Annotated in this window: 21 protein-coding genes; 15 read left to right on the forward strand and 6 right to left on the reverse strand. The window is 73.6% G+C overall.

From position 1 onward, the window contains the following. Nucleotides 1-18 precede the first annotated feature (18 nt). The gene (locus ACWH4W_RS14690) at nucleotides 19-1,440 is read left to right on the forward strand and encodes an MFS transporter (protein ID WP_473076170.1); all 1,422 of its coding nucleotides are present in this window, start codon (nucleotides 19-21) and stop codon (nucleotides 1,438-1,440) included. Between the two features lie 12 nt (nucleotides 1,441-1,452). Here ACWH4W_RS14690 and ACWH4W_RS14695 read toward each other — a convergent pair whose 3' ends face one another. Beyond that, nucleotides 1,453-2,256, reverse strand: a complete 804-nt coding sequence (locus tag ACWH4W_RS14695) for a VOC family protein (RefSeq protein WP_473076171.1) — start codon at nucleotides 2,254-2,256, stop codon at nucleotides 1,453-1,455. Nucleotides 2,257-2,460: 204 nt separating this feature from the next. Between ACWH4W_RS14695 and ACWH4W_RS14700 the strand changes: the two genes are divergently transcribed. Continuing rightward, on the forward strand, nucleotides 2,461-3,309 hold the full coding sequence (locus ACWH4W_RS14700) for a sulfurtransferase (RefSeq protein WP_473076172.1): 849 nt from the start codon (nucleotides 2,461-2,463) through the stop codon (nucleotides 3,307-3,309). A 233-nt stretch (nucleotides 3,310-3,542) separates the two neighbouring features. Here the strand turns inward: ACWH4W_RS14700 and sepH are convergent, their stop codons facing one another. The 3 genes from sepH to ACWH4W_RS14715 form a co-directional block, all read right to left on the reverse strand. Then, on the reverse strand, nucleotides 3,543-4,589 hold the full coding sequence (gene sepH, locus ACWH4W_RS14705) for a septation protein SepH (protein ID WP_189910661.1): 1,047 nt from the start codon (nucleotides 4,587-4,589) through the stop codon (nucleotides 3,543-3,545). 412 nt (nucleotides 4,590-5,001) lie between these two features. Further along, the gene (locus tag ACWH4W_RS14710) at nucleotides 5,002-6,321 is read right to left on the reverse strand and encodes a D-arabinono-1,4-lactone oxidase (protein WP_473076173.1); all 1,320 of its coding nucleotides are present in this window, start codon (nucleotides 6,319-6,321) and stop codon (nucleotides 5,002-5,004) included. Further along, a complete protein-coding gene (locus tag ACWH4W_RS14715; RefSeq protein WP_473076174.1) occupies nucleotides 6,281-7,516 on the reverse strand; it encodes an MFS transporter in 1,236 nt (411 codons plus the stop codon). Before ACWH4W_RS14715 ends, ACWH4W_RS14710 begins: the two co-directional genes overlap by 41 nt. A 146-nt stretch (nucleotides 7,517-7,662) precedes the next feature. Here ACWH4W_RS14715 and ACWH4W_RS14720 point away from each other — a divergent pair, with 146 nt between their 5' ends. Both ACWH4W_RS14720 and ACWH4W_RS14725 read left to right on the forward strand, forming a co-directional pair. After that, entirely contained in the window at nucleotides 7,663-8,790 is a 1,128-nt protein-coding gene (locus tag ACWH4W_RS14720) for a ferrochelatase (protein ID WP_473076175.1), read from the forward strand. A gap of 8 nt (nucleotides 8,791-8,798) precedes the next feature. Next, complete coding sequence (locus ACWH4W_RS14725) at nucleotides 8,799-9,617, forward strand: inositol monophosphatase family protein (RefSeq protein ID WP_473076176.1); 819 nt, start codon at nucleotides 8,799-8,801, stop codon at nucleotides 9,615-9,617. Nucleotides 9,618-9,971: 354 nt separating this feature from the next. Here the strand turns inward: ACWH4W_RS14725 and ACWH4W_RS14730 are convergent, their stop codons facing one another. Further along, nucleotides 9,972-10,145: a hypothetical protein gene (locus tag ACWH4W_RS14730; RefSeq protein WP_198602434.1), complete on the reverse strand. Its 174-nt coding sequence runs from the start codon at nucleotides 10,143-10,145 to the stop codon at nucleotides 9,972-9,974. Between the two features lie 437 nt (nucleotides 10,146-10,582). Here ACWH4W_RS14730 and ACWH4W_RS14735 point away from each other — a divergent pair, with 437 nt between their 5' ends. The 4 genes from ACWH4W_RS14735 to ACWH4W_RS14750 all read left to right on the forward strand — a co-directional run bounded on the left by ACWH4W_RS14735 (nucleotide 10,583) and on the right by ACWH4W_RS14750 (nucleotide 14,149). After that, a complete protein-coding gene (locus tag ACWH4W_RS14735) occupies nucleotides 10,583-11,236 on the forward strand; it encodes a response regulator transcription factor (RefSeq protein ID WP_010353034.1) in 654 nt (217 codons plus the stop codon). Between the two features lie 9 nt (nucleotides 11,237-11,245). Beyond that, nucleotides 11,246-12,490, forward strand: coding sequence for a sensor histidine kinase (locus tag ACWH4W_RS14740; RefSeq protein WP_473076177.1), 1,245 nt, complete (start codon nucleotides 11,246-11,248; stop codon nucleotides 12,488-12,490). A 392-nt stretch (nucleotides 12,491-12,882) separates the two neighbouring features. Then, nucleotides 12,883-13,179 (forward strand): DUF4193 domain-containing protein, encoded by a 297-nt coding sequence (locus tag ACWH4W_RS14745; protein ID WP_003993510.1) that lies wholly within the window; start codon nucleotides 12,883-12,885, stop codon nucleotides 13,177-13,179. Nucleotides 13,180-13,192: 13 nt separating this feature from the next. Continuing rightward, complete coding sequence (locus tag ACWH4W_RS14750; protein WP_473076178.1) at nucleotides 13,193-14,149, forward strand: hypothetical protein; 957 nt, start codon at nucleotides 13,193-13,195, stop codon at nucleotides 14,147-14,149. 13 nt (nucleotides 14,150-14,162) lie between these two features. Here the strand turns inward: ACWH4W_RS14750 and ACWH4W_RS14755 are convergent, their stop codons facing one another. Then, entirely contained in the window at nucleotides 14,163-14,630 is a 468-nt protein-coding gene (locus ACWH4W_RS14755; protein ID WP_473076179.1) for a DUF3093 domain-containing protein, read from the reverse strand. Between the two features lie 91 nt (nucleotides 14,631-14,721). Here ACWH4W_RS14755 and ACWH4W_RS14760 point away from each other — a divergent pair, with 91 nt between their 5' ends. From ACWH4W_RS14760 to ACWH4W_RS14790, 7 genes are all read left to right on the forward strand, one after another. Then, on the forward strand, nucleotides 14,722-15,306 hold the full coding sequence (locus tag ACWH4W_RS14760) for a PaaI family thioesterase (RefSeq protein WP_473076180.1): 585 nt from the start codon (nucleotides 14,722-14,724) through the stop codon (nucleotides 15,304-15,306). Continuing rightward, nucleotides 15,303-15,863: a dUTP diphosphatase gene (gene dut, locus ACWH4W_RS14765; protein ID WP_473076181.1), complete on the forward strand. Its 561-nt coding sequence runs from the start codon at nucleotides 15,303-15,305 to the stop codon at nucleotides 15,861-15,863. The genes ACWH4W_RS14760 and dut overlap by 4 nt, the downstream gene beginning before the upstream one ends. Nucleotide 15,864: 1 nt before the next feature. Continuing rightward, nucleotides 15,865-16,617, forward strand: a complete 753-nt coding sequence (locus tag ACWH4W_RS14770; RefSeq protein WP_473076182.1) for a DUF3710 domain-containing protein — start codon at nucleotides 15,865-15,867, stop codon at nucleotides 16,615-16,617. A gap of 308 nt (nucleotides 16,618-16,925) precedes the next feature. Further along, a complete protein-coding gene (locus ACWH4W_RS14775) occupies nucleotides 16,926-19,493 on the forward strand; it encodes an ATP-binding protein (protein ID WP_473076183.1) in 2,568 nt (855 codons plus the stop codon). Further along, a complete protein-coding gene (locus ACWH4W_RS14780; protein ID WP_473076184.1) occupies nucleotides 19,490-20,164 on the forward strand; it encodes a response regulator in 675 nt (224 codons plus the stop codon). The genes ACWH4W_RS14775 and ACWH4W_RS14780 overlap by 4 nt, the downstream gene beginning before the upstream one ends. 68 nt (nucleotides 20,165-20,232) lie before the next feature. Beyond that, nucleotides 20,233-20,631, forward strand: coding sequence for an OB-fold nucleic acid binding domain-containing protein (locus tag ACWH4W_RS14785; RefSeq protein ID WP_106416217.1), 399 nt, complete (start codon nucleotides 20,233-20,235; stop codon nucleotides 20,629-20,631). A 3-nt stretch (nucleotides 20,632-20,634) separates the two neighbouring features. Continuing rightward, a complete protein-coding gene (locus tag ACWH4W_RS14790; RefSeq protein ID WP_473076185.1) occupies nucleotides 20,635-21,408 on the forward strand; it encodes a DUF3159 domain-containing protein in 774 nt (257 codons plus the stop codon). Nucleotides 21,409-21,424: the final 16 nt, after the last annotated feature.

Consider the following 21,424-nt stretch of genomic DNA (forward strand, 5'->3'; position numbering starts at 1 on the left):
CCAACACCTGAGGGATTCATGAACGCCGTCACAGGATCCGAAGCCCCTCCCCCCGACGACCTCCTCCGCACCGGCGGGGCGGACGCCGGGGACGGCGCGGAGGTGCCCCGTCCCGCGCTCGTGCGCTACGCGCTCGGCTCGGCCGGCATGGGCGTCTACGTCACCGTCCCGGGCCTGCTGCTCCTGTACTTCCTCACCGACACCCTCGGGGTCGCCCCCTGGCTGGCCGGTCTGGCGCTGCTCGTCCCGAAGGCCGTGGACATCGTCCTGCACCCGTTCGTCGGCTCCCTGTCCGACCGCGAACGCGCCCGCCGGGGGAGCAGGCTGCGGCTGCTGACGGCGGGCTGCGCCCTCGCCCCCGCGTTCGTCGCGCTGTTCGCCGTCCCCGGCCCGGTGGCCGACCGGCCGTGGGCCGCCGCCCTCTGGGTCGCCGGCTGGTTCGTCGTCGCCAACGCCCTGTTCGCCGCCTACCAGGTGCCCTACCTCGCCACCCCCACCGACATGGAGACCGGCTACCACGGCCGCACCCGGGTGCTGTCCTTCCGGATGGTGGTCCTCACCGTCGGCATCCTCGTCGGCGGCGCGCTGGCCCCCCTGCTCGCGGGGGAGGGCGACTCCGTCGGGCGGTACGTGGTCATGGCCCTGGCCCTCGGCGCCTTCACCGTCGTCTTCCAGTACGTCGGCGTCGGCGGCGTCCGCGACCTCCTGCCGGCCGCACCGGCGCCCGCCGAGAAGGAGGAGGCCCCGGAGCGGCACGGCCCCGCCCTCGCCCAGGTGCGCGACGTGCTGCGCCGCAACCGCCCCTTCCGCGTGCTGGTCTCCTGCTACCTCCTCGTCTCCACCACGACCCACCTGATCCTCGCCGGACTGCCGTACTACGCCCGGCACGCACTCGACCGCCCCGGCTTCACCACCGTCCTCATGGCCGCGTTCGTCGCCCCCGCCCTCCTCACCACGCCCCTGTGGTTCCGGCTCTCCCGGAGATGGGGCAAACAGCGCTGTCTGCTGCTGTGCCAGGGCTTCTTCGCCGCCGGGGCGCTCGGCCTCGCGGCGGGGAAGGCGGCCGGACCCGTGGTCCCCGTCCTGTGCACGCTCGTCCTCGGCGTGTGCTTCGCCGGCCTCCAGCTCTTCCCGTTCTCCATGGTCCCGGACACCGTCCGCGCGGCCGACGGCGACGAGACCGGACGCACCGGCGCCTACACCGGGGTGTGGACCGCGACGGAGGCGACGGGCGCCGCGGCCGGCCCCTACCTGTACTCGGCGGCCCTCGCCCTCGGCGGCTACGCGGCCGCGCGGGCCGGCGAGGAGGTCACCCAGACGGGCGGCGCGCACACGGCCATCCTGCTCGGCTTCACGCTCCTGCCCGCCCTCCTCATGGCCGCCGCCCTCGTGGTGCAGTCCCGTTACCGCCTCGACGCCCGGTTCACCGGGTCCCGCTGAGGACGCGACGCGTCAACCCGGCTTCCGTATCAACGCGAACCGCGCGCCCTCCGGGTCGGCCACCATGGCGACCCGGCCGTGCTCGGTGTCCCGCGGCCCGTCGAGCACCTGGCCGCCGAGGTGGAGCACCTGGTCCACCGCGTCGTCGGTGTCCGCCACCGCGAAGTACGTCGTCCAGTGCGGTCCCCGGTCCCGGGGCAGCGCCTTGCCCAGACCGTGGACGCCGGTCACCGGGCGGCCGTCCAGACGCAGCGTCATGTGGTCCAGGCCGGCCGGGACGACCGGCTCCTCGTCGTAACCGAACACCGTCTCGTAGAACTTGGCGACGTTCGTCGTCTCGAAGGTCGTCAGCTCGTTCCACGCCGGGGTGCCGGGCCGGCCCCTGACGCCTGAGGCGGCCCCGTCGGCCGCCTGCCAGATGCCGAAGACCGCGCCGCACGGGTCCGAGGCGAGCGCCAGCCGCCCCGCGTCGTCGGCGTCCAGCGGCCCCACGCCGACGGTCCCGCCGCACGAACGCACCACCTCGGCCGTCAGATCCACGTCGTCGGAGGCGAAGTACGGCGTCCACGCCACCGGCAGCCGGCGGTCCGGCGGCAGCACCCCGATCCCGGCCACCGCGTGCCCGTCGAGCACGGCCCGCACGTACGGGCCCCACGGCCGCGGGCCGGGCCGGAACTCCCAGCCGAACAGCGCCCCGTAGAACTGCTCGGTCACGTCCAGTTCGCGCACCATCAGGCTCACCCAGCAGGGTGTGCCGGGCGCGTGCCGGGCGGACCCGTCGCCGTCCGGGCGGGCGTTCCCCCGCGCATCGGTCATCGTCACCCTCTTCTCGGCCGCCCGTACGTCGGCCGTGTCCGCTCGCCCCTGCGGGGCCTCCCGTGCCGGCGCGGCGGATCGTTCCCGCAGCGCGGCCGACACCGTATGTGCCCGATACCGTACGCCCGGTGACCGGATGTGTCCGGCCGAGCAGAGTAGCCGTACCGGGACGAGTCGGCCACCCCGTACGCGAGGATGGTGACCATGAACGCCATCATCTCCGCATCCGAACTCGCCGACGCACTGCGGTCGGACCGCCCGCCGGTCCTGCTCGACGTCCGCTGGCAGCTCAGCACGGCCGCCGCGAAGGGCGAGCCGTTCGACGGCCGGTCCGCCTACGCGGCGGGTCACATCCCCGGCGCCGTCTTCGTCGACCTGGACCGCGAACTGGCGTCCGCGCCGGGCCCGCGGGGACGCCATCCGCTGCCGGACCTCGAGGTGTTCGGCGCCGCGATGCGACGCGCCGGCGTGTCGGCCGGGACGCCCGTGGTGGCGTACGACGGCGGCATCGGCTGGGCGGCGGCCCGCGCCTGGTGGCTGCTGCGCTGGACGGGCCACCCGGACGTGCGGGTCCTGGACGGCGGACTGCCCGCCTGGGAGGGCCCGTTGGAGACGGCGGCGCCGGAGCCGGCCGAGGGCGACTTCGTGCCGGAGCCGGGTGCGAGCGGGGTGCTGGACGCGGACGGCGCGGCGGCGCTGGCCCGTTCGGGGGTGCTGCTGGACGCCCGTGCGGGGGAGCGGTACCGGGGCGAGGTGGAGCCGATCGACCCCGTCGGCGGCCACATCCCGGGCGCGCTGTCCGCGCCGGCCTCCGACACCGTGGACGCGGACGGCCGTTTCCGGCCCGCCGCCGAACTGCGCGCCCGTTTCGGCGCGCTGGGCGTGACGCCGGACGCGCCGGTCGGGGTGTACTGCGGCTCGGGCGTGTCGGCCGCGCACGAGGTGCTGGCACTGGAGCTCGCGGGCATCCCGGCGGCGCTGTACGTCGGCTCCTGGTCGGAGTGGTCGTCGGATCCGGAGCGGCCGGTCGCGGTGGGACCGGATCCCCGGTAGCCGACCCGCGCGCCCCGCCCAGGGGCTCCGCCCCGGACCCCGCTCCTCAAAAACGCCGGAGGGGTCGCATCGCGGGATTGCGCCCCCGGGCCCGTTCCTCAGGTGCCGGAGGGGCTGTTTCCAGCCCGTCCGGCGTTCGAGGACGAGGCCCGCCAGGGCCGACAAGGCGGTGGCCTGCCTCCGGGGAGGTGCAGGGGGCGCCCTCCGCAGAGGTCATGGGCCGGCGAGCCGGCCTACTCCTGCTTCTTGCGCCGCGTGCCGAAGACGATCTCGTCCCAGCTCGGCACCGCCGCGCGACGGCCCGGACGGACGCCGTCCGCCTCGGCCTGACGGTCGGTCGAGCCGATGAGACGGTCCCGGTGGCCGCCCACCGAACGGGGCATCAGCACGTCCGCGTACGCGGAGCCCGCGGACGCGGCGGGAGCCGGCGGCTCCTCCGCCTCGGGCTCGGACTCGGGCTCCTCGGCGGCCGGTTCGGTGCGCTCCGGCACCACCAGATCGCCCCGGAAGCTGGGCACCGCCTCCAGCAGGCTGGTCAGCGAGTCGCGCTCGCCCGAGGCCGTGGCCGCGGTGGACTCCTCGGCCGGCTCGGACGCCTGTGCGGGCAGGCTGGGGCGCTCGCGGTCGGCGGGCCGGTCCAGCGGGCGGTCGCGCGGCAGCCGGGCGATACGCGGCACGAACGGGAAGCTCGGCTCGGGCGCGGCGAGGTCGTCGGACTCGCCGATCAGCGAGCGGGCCTCCTCGTCGACGGCCTGGACCAGCCGCCGGGGCGGGTCGTACGTCCAGCTCGCCGAGTGCGGCTCGCCCGCGACCCGGTAGACCAGCAGGACCTCCCAGGTGCCGTCGTCGCGGCGCCAGGAGTCCCACTGGACGGTGTCCTTCTCCGCGCCGCGCAGCAGCAGCCGCTCCTGCACGGCCTCGCCCAGCGGCGGACCGGAGTTCTCACCGGGGCGGCGGACCGGGGTCTTGCGGGCGCGCTCGGCCATGAAGGCGCGCTCGGCGAGGACGGGACCCTCGAAGCGTCGGACGCGGTCCACGGGGATGCCGGCCATCTGCGCGACCTCTTCCGCGGTCGCGCCTGCTCTTATACGCGCCTGGATGTCGCGGGGGCGGAGGTGGCTCTCCACCTCGATCTCGATCTGGCCGAGGCGGGGACGGTCGCCGCGCACGGCGGCGCGGAGCCGTTCGTCGATCGGAAGCGTGTACTCCGTGCTGTCCGCAGCCTTCAGCACCAGCCGTGTGCCGTCATTCGAGACGGCCACGACACGCAGTTCGGGCATGGGGACCTCCCGGGTGGTGCCTGCCGACGTCACGTGCGTCGCTGCTTCCGCTAGTCGAGTGTGGCCTGCCCGGGTGCAGCCTGCCACAACCTTGCCGAGTTGCCCGGCGTGTCGGGCGCGGGCCCTGGATCGCCGTTATGGCACGGTTACCTATTCGCAACGCTAAGTGACCAAAAGCGTCACCCTGTGCAACTAGCCCCCTCCCGGCGGTCCTCCGAGGATCCGGGCACCCTGACGGGAGTCCGGACCCAGGGCTCGCAACAGTACTCCATTTGGGCCACGTGCGTGGATTGGCACGCCGTCCGAGTTCGCGCAAGGAGCGGGACTTGGCCGTCGTCGCCCCACTCATCCGCCTCCGGACGTGGCGGACTTGTGGGGAACTTCACGCAATCGCCGGAAACGGAGGCAATGTCTACGCGCCCAGGATCCGGCGCAGGTGGTCGTTGCGGAACAGTCGCTGCGGGTCCAGCCGGTCCCGCAGCGCGACGAATTCGCCGAAGCGTGGATACACCCGCGAGAGGTACTCGGCGTCACGCGTGTGGATCTTCCCCCAATGGGGTCGTCCCTCGTGCGCGGTGAAGATGCGCTCGGCGGCGGTGAAGTACCGCTGGTACGGCGTCCCTTTGAACATGTGGACCGCGACGTACGCGCTCTCCCGGCCGGACGCCGTGGACAACGTGATGTCGTCGGCCGGCGCGGTGCGCACCTCGACCGGGAAGCTCACCCGCAGCGGGGACCGGTCCACCATCGCCTTCAGTTCCCGCAGCGTGTCCACGAGCGTCTCGCGCGGGACGGCGTACTCCATCTCCACGAAGCGCACCCGGCGCGGGGAGGTGAACACCTTGTAGGGGATGTCGGTGTACGTCCGCGCGGACAGCGCCCGGCTGGCGACCTGCGCGATGGCCGGAATCGTCACCGGGACGGCGCGGCCCACCCAGTTGGCCACCTGGAAGACGCCGTTGGAGAGGAACTCGTCCTCGAACCAGCCGCGCAGCGGCGGCACCGGGCGCTCGGGGCCCGCGCTGCGGTTGTTCCGCTTGGTGCTGGTGTTGCCGGTGTGCGGGAACCAGTAGAACTCGAAGTGCTCGTTCTCGGCGTGCAGCGCGTCGAACTCGGCGCACACCCGGTCGAACGGCATGGGCTCCTCGCGCGCGGTGAGCAGGAAGAGCGGCTCCACGGCGAAGGTGATCGCGGTGACGATGCCGAGGGCGCCGAGACCGATCCGGGCGGCGGCGAAGACGTCCGGGTTCTCCTTCCGGGAACAGGTGAGCACCGAGCCGTCGGCCGTGACCAGCTCCAGTCCCTCGATCTGGGCCGCGATGGAGGCGGACTCCCGGCCGGTGCCGTGGGTGCCGGTGCCGGCGGCCCCGGAGACCGTCTGCTCCATGATGTCGCCCATGTTGGTCAGGGACAGACCCTCACGCGCGAGCGCCGCGTTGAGCCGCTTCAGCGGGGTGCCCGCCTCGACCGTGACGGTGCCCGCCTCGCGGTCGATCCGCCGGATCCCCGTCAGCAGCCGAGGGCGCACCAGCAGACCGTCGGTGGCGGCTATGGAGGTGAAGGAGTGGCCGGTTCCGACCGCCTTCACCGGCAGCCCGTCCTCGGCGGCCCGGCGCACGGCGGCGACCAGTTCGTCGACGGACGCCGGTGCGACCTCCCGGGCCGGCCGGACGGAGACGGTGCCTCCCCAGTTACGCCACGTGCCGTTCCTCGTGCTCGTCGTGCTGCCCAACGGAGCCTCCGCGACCCGGCGCCGGCCGGAGCCGGCGGTACCCGAGGAAACCGACCGCGACCGCGACGGCCCCGGCGGCCGCCGGGACCCCGTACCCGGCGCGCGCCCCGGCCGCGTCGATCACCCAGCCGCCCGCGGAGGAGCCGAGGGCGACCCCGACCGCGAGCCCGGTGCTCACCCAGGTCATCCCCTCGGTGAGCTGCGCGCGTGGTACGTGCTCTTCGATGAGGGACATGGTCGTGATCATCGTGGGAGCGATGGACAGACCCGCAACGAACAGCGCCACGGCCAGAAACGGCAAGTTCCCGACCAGTAGGAGTGGGATCATACTCACGCCCATGGCGCAAACGCCCAGCAGCCACCGGCGTTCCGGCGCCCCCGCGAAGTGCAGCAGGCCGAACACCAGGCCGGCCACGCAGGAGCCCAGGGCGTACACGGAGAGCACGACGCTGGCCGCGGCCTTCCGGCCCTCCTCCTCGGCGAAGGCCACGGTGACCACGTCCACCGCGCCGAAGATCGTGCCCGTCGCCACGAAGGTCGCCACCAGCACCTGAAGACCCCGCGAACGCAGCGCCGTGCCGCCGCCCTTGCGCTCCCTCGGGTGCGGCTCCGGCTCGGTGGCGCGCTGCGCGGTCAGCCAGAAGACGCCCACCGCCAGGAAGCAGGCCGCCAGCAGCGGGCCCGCCTCCGGGAACCACGCCGTGGACAGGCCGATGGAGACGATCGGGCCGACGATGAAGCACACCTCGTCGATCACCGACTCGAACGAGTAGGCGGTGTGCAGGCTCGGGGTCCCCCGGTACAGCGCCGCCCAGCGCGCCCGGACCATCGCGCCGAGGCTCGGCACGCAGCCGACGCCGACGCACGCGGCGAACAGCGTCCACTCCGGCCAGCCGAAGCGGACGGCGCACAGCAGCACCGCCGCCGCGGACAGCGACAGCAGCGTGGCCGGGCGCAGCACCCGGCGCTGCCCGTACTGGTCCACCAGCCGCGACACCTGAGGGCCCGCCAGCGCGGCGGACAGCGCGATCGTGGCCGAGAGGGCCCCCGCCAGTCCGTACCGGCCGGTCACCTGGGAGATCATCGTGACCACGCCGATGCCCATCATCGACAGCGGCATCCGGCCGAGGAACCCCGCGGCGGAGAAGGCCTTGCTGCCGGGGGCGGCGAACAGGGCGCGGTAGGGGCTGGGCACGGGGTCTCCGGAAGATCAGTAAGGTGCTATCGCAGTCGATACAGATTACCGACGGCGTCACCCGCTCGCGCCGGTGATCCGCGACACCTTCCCGCCACACCCCGGCCCCCGTCCCGGCCGTCCGGCCCGGGTGGGAGGATCGAGACATGTCTGACGTGTTCGATGCCAGTCCCTACGACGCCCTGCTCCTGCTCTCCTTCGGCGGCCCGGAGGGCCCGGACGACGTCGTCCCGTTCCTGGAGAACGTGACGCGCGGGCGGGGCATCCCCAAGGAGCGCCTCAAGGAAGTCGGACGGCACTACTTCCTGTTCGGCGGGGTCAGCCCCATCAACGACCAGAACCGCGCCCTGCTGGACGCGCTGCGCAAGGACTTCGCCGAGCACGGCCTGGACCTGCCGGTCTACTGGGGCAACCGCAACTGGGCGCCCTACCTCACCGACACCCTTCGCGACATGGTCCGCGACGGCCGCCGCCGCATCCTGACCCTCGCCACCAGCGCCTACGCCTCCTACTCCGGCTGCCGCCAGTACCGCGAGAACCTCGCGGACGCGCTCGCCACGCTGGAGGAGGAAGGGCTGGAGCTGCCGAAGATCGACAAGCTGCGGCACTACTTCAACCACCCCGGCTTCGTCGAGCCCATGGTCGACGGCGTCGTCCGGTCCCTCGCCGACCTCCCCGAGGACGTCCGGGACGGGGCGCACATCGCCTTCTGCACCCACTCCATCCCCGACACCGCCGCGGACACCTCCGGCCCCGTCGAGGCCCACGGCGACGGCGGCGCGTACGTCGCGCAGCACCTGGACGTGGCCCGGCTGATCGCCGACGCCGTCCGCGAACGCACCGGTGTGGACCACCCCTGGCAGCTCGTCTACCAGTCCCGCTCCGGCGCCCCGCACATCCCGTGGCTGGAGCCCGACATCTGCGACCACCTCGAGGAGCGGCACGCCGCCGGCGTCCCGGCCGTGGTGATGGCCCCCATCGGCTTCGTCTCCGACCACATGGAGGTCCTGTACGACCTCGACACCGAGGCCACGGCCAAGGCGGACGAGCTGGGCCTGCCGGTGCGCCGCTCGGCGACCGTCGGCGACGACCCGCGGTTCGCCGCCGCCGTCCGCGAGCTGGTGCTGGAGCGCGCGGCCGCCGAGAGCGGGCGGGACGTCACCCGGTGCGCCCTGGGCGCGCTGGGCCCCAGCCACGACCTGTGCCCGGTGGGCTGCTGCCCGGCGCGCGCCCCGCGTCCCGCCGCCGCGGGCGCCGACAGCCCCTACGCCTGAGGAGCCCCGTGACCGACCCCCTGCACACGGAACTGCTGGAACTGGCCCGGGAGGCCGCCCGGCGCGCGGGTGAGCTGCTGCGCGACGGCCGCCCGGCCGACCTCGCGGTCGCCGCCACCAAGTCCAGCGCGGTCGACGTCGTCACCGAGATGGACATCGCTGCGGAGAAGCTGATCACCGGACTGATCGCCGAGCGCCGTCCGGAGGACGGCGTCCTCGGCGAGGAGGGAGCCTCCACCGCCGGCAGCAGCGGCGTCCGCTGGGTCGTCGACCCCCTCGACGGCACGGTGAACTACCTGTACGGCCTGCCCACCTGGGCCGTCTCCGTCGCGGCCGAGCAGGACGGGGTGACCGTGGCCGGCGCGGTGTTCGCCCCGATGCGCGGCGAGGCGTACCACGCGGTGCTGGGCGGCGGGGCGTGGGCCACGGGCGCCTGGGAGGGCGAGCGGCGCCTGGCCTGCCGGCCGTCGCCGCCGCTGGACCAGGCGCTGGTCTCCACCGGCTTCAACTACGTCGCCGACGTCCGCGACCACCAGGCCGAGGTCGCCCGCCGGCTGATCCCGCTGGTCCGGGACATCCGACGCGGCGGCTCGGCGGCGATCGACCTGTGCGACGTGGCGGCCGGGCGCCTCGACGGCTACTACGAGCGGGGCCTGCACCCGTGGGACCTGGCAGCGGGCGCCCTGATAGCCCGGGAGGCCAGCGCCCTCACGGCCGGGCGCCACCCCGACAGCCCTCCCTCGGGTGACCTCGCGGTGGCGGCCTCTCCCGGTGTCCTCGGGCCCCTTCTCCACCTGCTGGAGGAGTTCGGGGCGTGGCACGACTGAGGAGGCGGTCGGCTGCCGCCGCCGGCTGACGGGGGCGGCGCCGCGCACGGCCGTCATCCGGCCGTCATCCGGCCGTCGCCCGGCCGGATGACGGCCCGCCCTGCCGGGCGGCGGCGGGCGGCGGACACCGCCTGCCCACGCCGTCGCGCACGGCGGCGGGAGCACGCGGGCAGGGGGCCGCGCGCGGCCCGTCGTGCGTATCGGCGGTCGGTGCGGGGTCCGGCCTGCGGCGGTCCGACCGCTGCCGGACAGCCGCGCGGCTCACCGTGGGCTGGGGCAGGCGTACCGGCGTGAACGGCGGCGGGCCCGGTGGAGTGATCCACCGGGCCCGCCGGGCGTTTCCGCGTGCGCCGGTCAGACGCTGTTCGCGCCGACTTCCACGCCGTGCTCGGCGGCGAGGCGGCGCAGGTCGTCGAGCTCGCCCTGCTCCACTTCGACGAGGAAGTCGTCACCCTCGTCGCGGGCCCGCGACAGGTCGGACTCGGTCGCCTTTATGCGCTGCAGAAGTCCTGCGGTGAATGCGTCCATGCTGCGCCCCCTCGTCCTGGGTCGGTGGGTCGGTGGCACGGGGTGTGCCGTCGGGAGGGACGATCACGTCCGTGGCGGATGCCCGGCGCCGCTCGGCCGGGCGGAGACGGTACCGGGACATCCACGCCCGCTCTGCGGAAGCGGACCGTGTGCACCGCATGGTGGCGCGGTACGAGCAGAGCGTGATCGCGGGATGTAAACCCGTCCTCCCCAAGCTCCCTCCCGGGGAAACCTGCCCCCGCGAGAAATTCTCGTGTTCCCGCCCCGTTCGCCCGCGCGTTCCCCGGCCCCGGGGCCGCCGACCGCCCCCTCCCCGGCCGCCTTACAGCCGACTTACGGCCGAAAAGTGCAGGATGGAGGCAACACACCCACCCGTACCCCTGCCCGCGTGCGCGCCCACACGGCCGCCGGGCGGGTCATGAGGAAGGACAAGCGACGTGCGCGTACTCGTCGTCGAGGACGAGCAGCTGCTCGCCGATGCGGTGGCCACCGGACTGCGCCGGGAGGCCATGGCCGTCGACGTCGTGTACGACGGTGCGGCCGCCCTGGAGCGCATCGGCGTCAACGACTACGACGTGGTCGTCCTCGACCGCGACCTCCCCCTCGTGCACGGCGACGACGTCTGCCGCAAGATCGTCGAGCTCGGCATGCCCACGCGCGTGCTGATGCTCACGGCGTCCGGCGACGTCAGCGACCGCGTCGAGGGACTCGAGATCGGCGCCGACGACTACCTGCCCAAGCCGTTCGCCTTCAGCGAGCTCATCGCCCGCGTGCGGGCGCTCGGCCGGCGGACCAGCGTGCCCCTGCCGCCCGTCCTGGAGCGGGCCGGGATCAAGCTCGACCCCAACCGCCGCGAGGTCTTCCGCGACGGCAGGGAGGTGCAGCTCGCGCCGAAGGAGTTCGCCGTGCTGGAGGTCCTCATGCGCAGCGAGGGCGCCGTGGTCTCCGCGGAGCAGCTGCTGGAGAAGGCCTGGGACGAGAACACCGACCCGTTCACGAACGTGGTCCGCGTGACCGTCATGACCCTGCGCCGCAAGCTGGGCGAGCCGCCGGTCATCGTGACCGTGCCCGGCTCCGGATACCGGATCTGATCACCGACCATGGCTGCCACACCCGCGCCCCCCACCGCGCCGCCCAAGCCCACCTGGGACCCCCGGTCGCCCACCCCCCTACCGTGGCTGCGTCCCACCATCCGCATACGGCTCACGCTGCTGTACGGCGGCATGTTCCTGATCGCCGGCATCCTGCTGCTGTCGATCATCTACCTGCTCGCCGCGCAGGCCCTGCGCAACGGCAGCCAGCCGCTGTTCAAGATCGTCGACTTCGACGGCCTGAAGGTCTCCAGCAACGACTGTCCGGGCGTCGCCGACGGCAACCTCTCGCTGACCGAGTTCAACGCCGCGATCAGCGAGTGCATCGACCACCAGCGCCAGGTCGCCCTGGACAACCTGCTCAGCCGCTCCCTGCTGGCGCTGCTCGGCCTCGCCGTCACCGCCTTCGCCTTCGGTTACGCCATGGCCGGGCGCGTGCTGTCGCCGCTGGGCCGGATCACCCGCACCGCCCGTGCGGTGGCGGGCTCGGACCTGTCCCGCCGGATCGAGCTGGACGGCCCGGACGACGAGCTGAAGGAGCTGGCCGACACCTTCGACGACATGCTGGAGCGGCTCCAGCGCGCGTTCACCGCCCAGCAGCGCTTCGTGGGGAACGCCTCCCACGAGCTGCGCACCCCGCTGGCGATCAACCGCACGCTGCTCGAGGTGCACCTCTCCGACCCGCAGGCGCCGGTGGAGCTCCAGCAGCTCGGCAAGACCCTGCTGGCCACCAACGAGCGCAGCGAGCAGCTCGTGGAGGGCCTGCTGCTGCTCGCCCGCAGCGACAACCAGATCGTGGAGCGGGGTCCCGTCGACCTCGCCGAGGTGGCCGGGCAGGCCATCGACCAGGTCGCCTCCGAGGCGGAGTCCCGGCACGTGACGATCCGCGGCGAACGCCGTTCCGCCGTGGTCCGGGGCAACGGCGTGCTGCTGGAGCGGATCGCCCTGAACCTGGTGCAGAACGCCGTGCGGTACAACGTCCCGGAGGACGGCTGGGTGGAGGTCACCACGGACGTCCAGCACGGCCAGGCGGTCCTGGTGGTGTCCAACACGGGCCCGGTGGTGCCCGCGTACGAGATCGATAACCTCTTCGAGCCGTTCCGCAGGCTGCGCACCGAGCGGACGGGCAGCGACAAGGGCGTGGGCCTCGGCCTGTCCATCGTGCGGTCGGTCGCCCGGGCGCACGGCGGGCACATCTACGCACAGCCGCGGGAGGGCGGTGGGCTCGTGATGCGCGTCACCCTGCCGATCTGACATCATGCCCCGGTTCCGACGCGTGTTCGCTTTGCGCGGAATTTTCGAGCGGCCCGGCAATCGAATTCGTGTGTGATCGATCACAGGCGCGTCGGCACGGCCCTCTACTCTCCGTGATCATGAACTCCGCCCGAAGGCCGGAAAAGTCCTGGTTTTCAGGGCTCCCGTTCACGGGAAGTACACGGTGAGGCGCCTTTGAAGTGCGGCATCGGGACCGTGTACGGTCCCCATCGCCATCCAAGCCGATCACTCGTGAGGAGTCCGGTTGGGTGTCGATTGAGTAACAGACCTTGATGTGAGGCAAAATCTCCGCCTCAGGTCGGGCACAAGTCCGGCCTCTCACGCGTTACGTGCGCTGGAGACACCGCATACACCCAGAGGGGGAGAGCGACATGGCTACCGACTACGACACTCCACGCAAGACCGACGACGACGTCGACTCGGACAGCCTCGAAGAGCTGAAGGCCCGGCGGAACGACAAGTCGGCCTCGGCCGTGGACGTCGACGAGTTCGAGGCCGCCGAGGGCCTCGAACTGCCCGGTGCGGACCTCTCGAACGAGGAGCTGGCCGTCCGGGTCCTGCCCAAGCAGCAGGACGAGTTCACCTGCATGAGCTGCTTCCTGGTGCACCACCGCAGCCAGCTGGCCCGCGAGAAGAACGGCCAGCCGATCTGCCGCGACTGCGACTGAGGCGGGGTCGGCCGTGACTGGCTCGACCCCACCGCGGAAGCGCCGCTTCTTCTCGAAGGACTCGAAGAACTCGAGGAAAGCGGACCAAGGGCCCTTCGAGGGCCCACAGCACGACACGCGTGACTCCGAGCGAGGCTGGACCGGTTCCGGGGCGGCCTCGCTCGAAGCGCAGTCCGGCCGGGGTGACCTCCCGGCGTCCGTGGAGGTCACCGCGCCCATGGCGCGCAGGCGTACCGCCGTCGTCCGGCAGAAGGCCCGGGAAGGCGTCCGCAAGGGCGGCGTCCGCGCCCGCGCGGGACTGGCGCACCTCGCCGACCGGATCATCGACATCGCTCCGCGTGTGCCCGTACGGGACCTCGCGACCCTGCGGGAGCAGTTCCCCGGGCTCGGACCCGAGGAGCTCGCCGACAAGCTCGTGGCGGGCGCCGCGAAGGCCACCGCGACGGTCGGGGCCGGCGTCGGAGCGGCGGCCATGATGCCCGTCCCGCCCGCGATGCCGGCGGAGCTCGCCGCGGAGATCACCGGCGTCGCCGCGATCGAGCTGAAGCTCATCGCCGAACTGCACAAGGTCTACGGCGTACGGCCGGCCGGCGGCCTCGGCCGGCGCAGCACCGTCTACCTCGACTCCTGGTCCCAGGAGCGCGGCGTCGAGGCGACCAGGCCGTCCACCGTGAGCGCCGCGCTGAACAGCCGCATGAAGCGCGAACTGCGCCAGCGGATCATGAAGCGCACGGTGCGCAATCTGCCGAACCTGATGCCGTTCCTCGTGGGCGCGGCCGTGGGCGCCGTGATGAACCGGCGCGACACCAGGAAGCTCGCCGCCCGCATCCGCGACGACCTGCGCAAGGCCCAGGTGCCCTGGGACGAGCTGCCCGCCCTTCCCGCGCTGGAGCGCCCCCACGACGCCCTGCCCGAGCACGCCCTGGAACAGGGCGGCGACCGCCCCCGGAAGGACGACGGGTCCCGGTAGGGGAGGCGGGCCCCTAAGCGTCCGCCGCGTCCTTCGCCGCCCGGAGCGCCTGCGCCAGCCGCTCGGGCTCACGGGTGGACAGGAAGACGTAGGGAGTGGGGTCCTCCGGGTCCGTGACGTCCACGCGCAGCGCACCCGGGACGTACGCGCGCAGCAGCATGAACGCCCGCGGGTCCGCCTTGTGGCTCCGCCAGGCGCGCGCCTCCTCCGCGTCCAGCGCCTCCGCCTCGCCGAGCGCCGACACCGGGATCCTCGCCTCGCCCGCGACCAGATGGCCGTTCACGACCCGGATCCGCACCGAGCCGTACGCGCTCACCACGACCGCCGCCGCGGCGGTGCCGCCGGCCAGCCCGGCCAGCATCGGCAGGGTGCCGAACGGCAGCATGATCAGCGCGAGGGAGACCCCGGCCAGGGAACACAGGAGCCACCAGGAGCGGGGAGCGGTGAGGCGTTCTTCGTACGGGGCGGCGGAGAGCTGCATGAACCAAGCTTGGCACGCTTCCCGCGGGGGCCCCGCGCCAGGGCGGACGCGTGCTCGGCCACCCCCCGGCGGGCGGGTAAGGTCTGCGGCTGTGAGTGGTCATTCCGCAGCTCTTCAGCCCCCCGCCGGCGCCCTGCCGCCCGCGCGTCACCCCGACGCCCCCGCACCGGGCGAGCTCCTGGGCGCGCACTACGGACAGTGCTTCGGCTGTGGCGACGAACAGCCCCACGGGCTGCACCTCCAGGCGCGCGCCGGCGAAGGCGTGTCGATCACCGCCGAGTTCACCGTGCGGCCCGCACACCAGGGAGCCCCCGGGCTCGCCCACGGCGGGGTGCTGGCCACCGCCCTCGACGAGGCGCTCGGCTCGCTGACCTGGCTGCTCCGCACCATCGCGGTCACCGGCCGGCTGGAGACCGACTTCGTCCAGCCCGTGCCCGTCGGCACCGTGCTCCACCTCCAGGCGGAGGCGACCGCCGTGGCGGGACGGAAGATCTACTGCACCGCCACCGGACGCATCGGCGGCCCCGACGGCCCGGTCGCCGTCCGCGCGGACGCCCTGTTCATCGAGGTCAAGCTGGACCACTTCATCGACCACGGCCGCCAGGAGGAGATCCGGGCCGCGATGGAGGACCCCGACCAGATCCGCCGGACCCGTGCCTTCGAGGTGAACCCGTGAGCGGGCCCGGCCGCGGCGCACTCGAGGTGCTGATCCGGCGCGTCGACCCGGACGTACCGCTTCCGGCGTACGAGCACCCCGGCGACGCGGGGGCCGATCTGCGCACCACCGAGGCCTGTGAACTGGCCCCGGGCGAGCGGGCCGTCCTGCCCACCGGGGTGTCTGTCGCCCTCCCGGAGGGGTACGCGGCCTTCGTGCACCCGCGATCCGGTCTTGCCGCCCGCTGCGGCGTCGCCCTGGTGAATGCCCCGGGGACGATTGATGCCGGGTACCGTGGGGAGATCAAGGTGATCGTGGTGAATCTCGACCCGCGCGAGTCCGTGCGGTTCGAGCGCTTCGACCGGATTGCCCAACTGGTCGTCCAGCAGGTCGAGAGGGTGCGCTTCGTGTCGGTCGCGCAGCTGCCCGGATCGGCCCGGGCCGAGGGGGGCTTCGGATCCACCGGCGGCCATGCCGCGGTGGAAGGCGAGAGCGGCACAAGCGTTCAGGCCGCCGAGGGCGGTACAGCGGGTGGGAATCGATACGCTTCGGTCGTATCCGACCGGGAAGGACAGTGACGTGTTCGGACGTCGCAAGAAGAGGGATGCCGCCGACGGTGCGGCCGGCGAGGCCGAGCAGGTCGTCGACGGTGTCGACGCGGAGGCGGGCGAGGAGAGCGGGCGCGTGAGGCTCGAGCCCGCGCCCCGGCCCGACGGGCCCTGGGACAGCTCCGAGGTCCGCGAGCCCGGCGAGGGCCGGGTCGACCTGGGCGGTCTGTTCGTGCCCGGTGTGGACGGCATGGAGCTGCGCGTGGAGGTCGCGGGCGACGCGATCGTCGCGGCCACCGTCGTGCTGCGGGACAGCGCCATCCAGTTGCAGGCCTTCGCCGCGCCCAAGCGCGAGGGCATCTGGGGCGAGGTCCGCGAGGAGATCGCGGCCGGCATCACCCAGCAGGGCGGCATCATCGACGAGGTCGAGGGCCCGCTCGGCTGGGAGCTGCGCGCCCAGGTGCCGGTGCAGCTGCCGGACGGCACCGGCGGCTTCCAGGTCGTGCGGTTCGTCGGCGTGGACGGCCCCCGCTGGTTCCTGCGCGGAGTGATCTCCGGCCAGGGCGCGGTGCAGCCGGAGGCGGCGGGGCTGCTGGAGCAGATCTTCCGGGACACGGTGGTGGTGCGCGGGGACGGCCCGATGGCCCCGCGCGACCCGATCGTCCTGAAGCTGCCGAACGACGCGCAGATGGTGCCGGAGAACGTGCAGCAGGAGGAGGGGTCCCGGTTCGCGGGCGGCATGAGCCGGCTGCAGCGGGGGCCCGAGATCACCGAAGTGCGCTGAGCGCGCTCTTCCCGGCCCGCGGGGCCGGTCGTCCGCGGCCGGTTCCCGCGGGCCGACGCGCTTCACGGGGCGCCGCCCCGAACCCCGCTCCCCGACCGCCGGACGGGCACGAGGAGCCGGGCGGCACGGAGCGGCACCGGCGCCCGGTTCACGGGGGAGCACCGGCCGGGCGGCCCTCCCGGCCGTGCGTCAGGGTTGCGTCAAGGACGCCCCCCGCACCCTCCCCGGCCTCCCGGTCGCCGCGCACGGCGGCCTAAGGTCGACTCCGCCGGGAGAACGACCGGAAGACACCGGAAGACAATGGGGCCATGGGACGCGGCAGGCTACGCATTCACCTCGGCGCGGCGCCGGGCGTGGGGAAGACCTACGCGATGCTCGCCGAGGCGCACCGCCGCGTCGAACGGGGCACCGACTGCGTCGTCGCCTTCGTGGAGACGCACGGCAGGCCCCGCACCGAGGCCCTGCTGACCGGGCTGGAGCGCGTCCCGTGCAGACGGCTGGAACACGGCGGCACGACCGTGGCCGAGATGGACCTCGACGCCGTCCTCGCCCGCCGCCCCCGGGTCGCCCTGGTCGACGAGCTCGCCCACACCAACGCGCCCGGCTCCCGCAACGCCAAACGCTGGCAGGACGTGGAGGAGCTGCTGGCCGCCGGCATCGACGTGCTGTCCACGGTCGGCATCCAGCACCTGGAGTCGCTGGGCGACACGGTGGAGTCCATCACCGGCGTACGGGAGCGGGCGACCGTGCCGGACGAGGTGGTACGCCGCGCCGACCAGGTCGAGCTGGTCGACATGACGCCCGAGGCGCTGCGCCGCCGCATGGCGCACGGCAACATCCACCAGCCCGACCAGGTCGACGCGGCCCTCTCCAGCTACTTCCGCCCCGGCAACCTCGCCGCCCTGCGCGAACTCGCCCTGCTGTGGGTCGCCGACCGGGTCGACGCCCACCTCCAGCGCTACCGCAGCGAGCACGCCGTCTCGGCGATCTGGGGCTCGCGCGAGCGGATCGTGGTCGGGCTGACCGGCGGGCCCGAGGGTCGCACCCTGATCCGCCGGGCCGCACGGCTCGCGGAGAAGGGCGCGGGCGGGCAGCTGCTCGCCGTGTACATATCCCGCAGCGACGGCCTCACCTCCGCCTCGCCCGGCGAACTGGCCGCCCAGCGCACCCTCGTGGAGGACCTCGGCGGCAGCTTCCACCACGTCGTCGGCGACGACGTACCCGCCGCCCTGCTCGACTTCGCGCGCGGCGCCAACGCCACCCAGATCGTGCTGGGCTCCTCCCGCCGCCGCACCTGGCAGTACGCGTTCGGTCCCGGCGTCGGCGCGACCGTCGCCCGCGACTGCGGACCCGACCTGGACGTCCACATCGTCACCCACGAGGAGGCCGCCAGGGGCCGCGGACTGCCCGTCGCCCGGGGCGCGCCGCTGGGCCGGCTGCGGCTCGCCTGGGGATGGGCGGTCGGCACGGCCGGGCCCGCCGCCCTGGCGGTGCTGCTCAGCGCCGTCGACCCGGGGCTCGCCCTCGACATGCTGATGTTCCTGGCGGTGACGGTGGCCGCGGCGCTCCTGGGCGGGCTGTGGCCGGCCCTCGCCTCGGCGGCCGTGGGCTCCCTGCTGCTCAACTACCTCTACACCCCGCCCCTGTACACCTGGAGCGTCTCCGACCCGCGGAACATCGTCGCCATCGTCGTCTTCGTCGCGGTCGGCACGTCGGTGGCGTCCGTGGTCGACCTCGCGGCCCGGCGCACCCAGCAGGCGGCCCGGCTGCGCGCCGAGTCGGAGATCCTCTCCTTCCTCGCGGGCAACGTGCTGCGCGGCGAGACCGGCCTGGAGGACCTGCTGGAGCGGGTCCGGGAGACCTTCGGCATGGAGTCCGCCGCGCTGCTGGAACGCGCCGGGGACGTCGAGCCGTGGACCTGCGCGGGCCGGGCGGGCCGGGGCCGCCCGGTCGGGCGGCCCGAGGACGCCGACGTCGAGGTGCCCGTCGGGGACCACATGGCGCTGGCGTTGACCGGCCGGGTGCCGCCCGCCGAGGACCGCAGGGTGCTGGCCGCCTTCGCCGCGCAGGCCGCCGTCGTCCTGGACCGCCGCCGGCTGCGCGAACAGGCCGACCGCGCCCTCGCCCTCGCCGAGGGCAACCGCATCCGCACCGCGCTCCTCGCCGCCGTCAGCCACGACCTGCGCACCCCGCTGGCCGGGATCAAGGCGGCCGTCTCCTCGCTGCGCTCCGAGGACGTCGAATGGTCCGACGAGGACCGCGCCGAGCTGCTCGCGGGCATCGAGGACGGCGCGGACCGCCTGGACCACCTCGTGGGCAACCTGCTCGACATGTCCCGCCTGCACACCGGCACGGTCACGCCGCTGATGCGCGGCACCGACCTGGACGAGGTGGTGCCGCGCGCCCTCGGCGGCGTGCCCGAGGACAGCGTCGTCCTGGACGTTCCCGAGACCCTGCCCATGGTCGACGCCGACCCCGGACTGCTGGAGCGGGCGATGGCCAACGTGATCGAGAACGCGGTGAAGTACAGCCCGCCGGGGGAGAAGGTGCTGGTCGCCGCCAGCGCCCTCGCCGACCGGGTCGAGGTGCGGGTCGTCGACCGCGGCCCCGGCGTCCCCGACGAGGCGAAGGGCCGCATCTTCGAACCGTTCCAGCGGCACGGCGACGCCCCGCGCGGCACCGGCGTGGGGCTCGGCCTGGCGGTCGCCCGCGGCTTCACCGAGGCCATGGGCGGCACCCTCGACGCCGACGACACCCCCGGCGGCGGCCTCACCATGACCCTCACCCTGCACGCGGCGGGAACCCGGCCGGCGGACCGGCCGGACGACCGCCCACGCGGTCCCCTGGCCGCGGGGAACGAAAGGCGAGCCTCATGACCCGGGTGCTGGTGGTCGACGACGACCCGGCCATCGTGCGGGCCCTGGTGATCAACCTCCGGGCCCGGGCGTACGAGGTCGACTCCGCCGAGGACGGGGCCGGCGCCCTGCGCGCCGCCGCCCGCCACCCGGACGTCGTCGTCCTCGACCTCGGCCTGCCCGACACGGACGGCGTCGACGTCATCCGGCGGCTGCGTGAGTGGAGCCGGGTGCCGATCCTGGTGCTGTCCGCGCGGCACGCCTCGGCCGAGAAGGTCCAGGCGCTGGACGCCGGGGCCGACGACTACGTCACCAAGCCCTTCGGCATGGACGAACTGCTCGCCCGGCTGCGCGCCGCCGTACGCCGCGCGGAACCGGCCGACGGGGGAGAGGTCGTCGTGGAGACGGAGACGTTCACCGTCGACCTGGCCGCGAAGAAGGTCCACCGCGACGGCGGGGACGTACGGCTCACGCCCACCGAGTGGCATCTGCTGGAGGCGCTGGTGCGGGCCGGGGGCCGGCTGGTGGGCCAGAAGCAGCTGCTGCGGGAGGTGTGGGGGCCGTCGTACGGGACGGAGACCCACTACCTGCGCGTGTACATGGCGCAGCTGCGCCGGAAGCTGGAGGCGGACCCGTCGCGGCCGAGACACCTCATCACCGAGCCGGGGATGGGATACCGCTTCGAGAAGTGAGGGCGGGCCGTCCGGGCCGGGGGAGCAGGGGGTACGTCACCGTCGGTGCACCCCGGTACGCTTCAGACATGAGTGCTGTTCCTCGGTCCGAGAAGCCGGCAGGCCGGTTCCGCCGCATGCTCGACCGGCTCTCGTCCTCGCAGGAGGACCTGGAGTCGGAGGAGCTGCGCGAGGACGCCGCGACGGCCGGGTGCACGCGGATAGGCGACTGCCAGGACCGCGAGATCGTCACGGTTACTGGTACCTTGCGCACGGTCACGCTGCGGCCGCGCGCGGGAGTGCCGGCCCTGGAGGCCGAGCTGTTCGACGGCTCCGCCGCGCTGGACGTGGTGTGGCTCGGCAGGCGCTCCATCGTGGGGATAGAGCCGGGGCGCAAGCTGATCGCATCGGGCCGGATCGCCATGAGCCACGGCCGCCGGGTGCTGTTCAATCCGAAATACGAACTGAGACCCCTCGGACGGGAGTAGCCGGTGACGTCGCTCGACAAGCCGACAACCGAAGAGACCTCCGCGGACACGTCCGCGGACGACGCCCGGGCGGTGACGGAAGCCGCCCTGTTCGAGGCGTTCGGCGGTGTCCGGGGCATGGTCGAGACGGTGCTGCCGGGGCTGCTCTTCGTCAGCATCTACACGGTCAACAAGGACCTGCACATGTCGGCGCTCGCGGCGCTCGGCGTGGCGCTGGTCATGGTCGTGGTCCGGCTGGCCCGCAGGGACACCGTGAAGCACGCGTTCAGCGGCGTCTTCGGCGTGGGCTTCGGCGTGGTCTTCGCGATGATGACCGGCAACGCCAAGGACTTCTACCTGCCGGGCATGCTGTACACGCTGGGCCTGGCCCTGGCGTACATCGTCACGGCCATGGCCGGCGTGCCGCTGATCGGACTGATGCTGGGCCCGGTGTTCCGGGAGAACCTCTCCTGGCGCACCCGCAACCCCGGCCGCAAGAAGGCGTACACCAAGGCCAGCTGGGCCTGGGGCCTGATCCTGCTCGCCAAGTGCGCGATCCTCTTCCCGCTGTACTGGTGGGCGGACACCACCCAGCTCGGCTGGGTGCTGGTGGCGCTGAAGATCCCGCCGTTCCTGCTCGCCGTCTACCTGACCTGGGTGTTCCTGGCGAAGGCCCCGCCGCCGATCGACGTCTTCGCCGAGATGGAGGCGGAGGAGCGCGCGGAGGAGGAGCGGCGGGCCGCCGCCGCGGAGGAGAGCGGGGAGGCGCCGGCCGGCCGGCACCGCCGCCGGTCCTGAGCCTCCCGTACGCGTG

Source organism: Streptomyces sp. DSM 120436 (assembly GCF_055778765.1).

Bases quoted from the DNA above. Each gene is read 5' to 3' on its own strand.
- ACWH4W_RS14695 (WP_473076171.1), bottom strand. From the start codon at position 2,256: ATGACCGATGCGCGGGGGAACGCCCGCCCGGACGGCGACGGGTCCGCC.
- ACWH4W_RS14785 (WP_106416217.1), top strand. From the start codon at position 20,233: ATGAGTGCTGTTCCTCGGTCCGAGAAGCCGGCAGGCCGGTTCCGCCGC.
- ACWH4W_RS14755 (WP_473076179.1), bottom strand. From the start codon at position 14,630: ATGCAGCTCTCCGCCGCCCCGTACGAAGAACGCCTCACCGCTCCCCGC.
- ACWH4W_RS14775 (WP_473076183.1), top strand. From the start codon at position 16,926: ATGGGACGCGGCAGGCTACGCATTCACCTCGGCGCGGCGCCGGGCGTG.
- sepH (WP_189910661.1), bottom strand. From the start codon at position 4,589: ATGCCCGAACTGCGTGTCGTGGCCGTCTCGAATGACGGCACACGGCTG.
- ACWH4W_RS14740 (WP_473076177.1), top strand. From the start codon at position 11,246: ATGGCTGCCACACCCGCGCCCCCCACCGCGCCGCCCAAGCCCACCTGG.
- ACWH4W_RS14690 (WP_473076170.1), top strand. From the start codon at position 19: ATGAACGCCGTCACAGGATCCGAAGCCCCTCCCCCCGACGACCTCCTC.
- ACWH4W_RS14730 (WP_198602434.1), bottom strand. From the start codon at position 10,145: ATGGACGCATTCACCGCAGGACTTCTGCAGCGCATAAAGGCGACCGAG.
- ACWH4W_RS14780 (WP_473076184.1), top strand. From the start codon at position 19,490: ATGACCCGGGTGCTGGTGGTCGACGACGACCCGGCCATCGTGCGGGCC.
- ACWH4W_RS14700 (WP_473076172.1), top strand. From the start codon at position 2,461: ATGAACGCCATCATCTCCGCATCCGAACTCGCCGACGCACTGCGGTCG.
- ACWH4W_RS14720 (WP_473076175.1), top strand. From the start codon at position 7,663: ATGTCTGACGTGTTCGATGCCAGTCCCTACGACGCCCTGCTCCTGCTC.
- ACWH4W_RS14745 (WP_003993510.1), top strand. From the start codon at position 12,883: ATGGCTACCGACTACGACACTCCACGCAAGACCGACGACGACGTCGAC.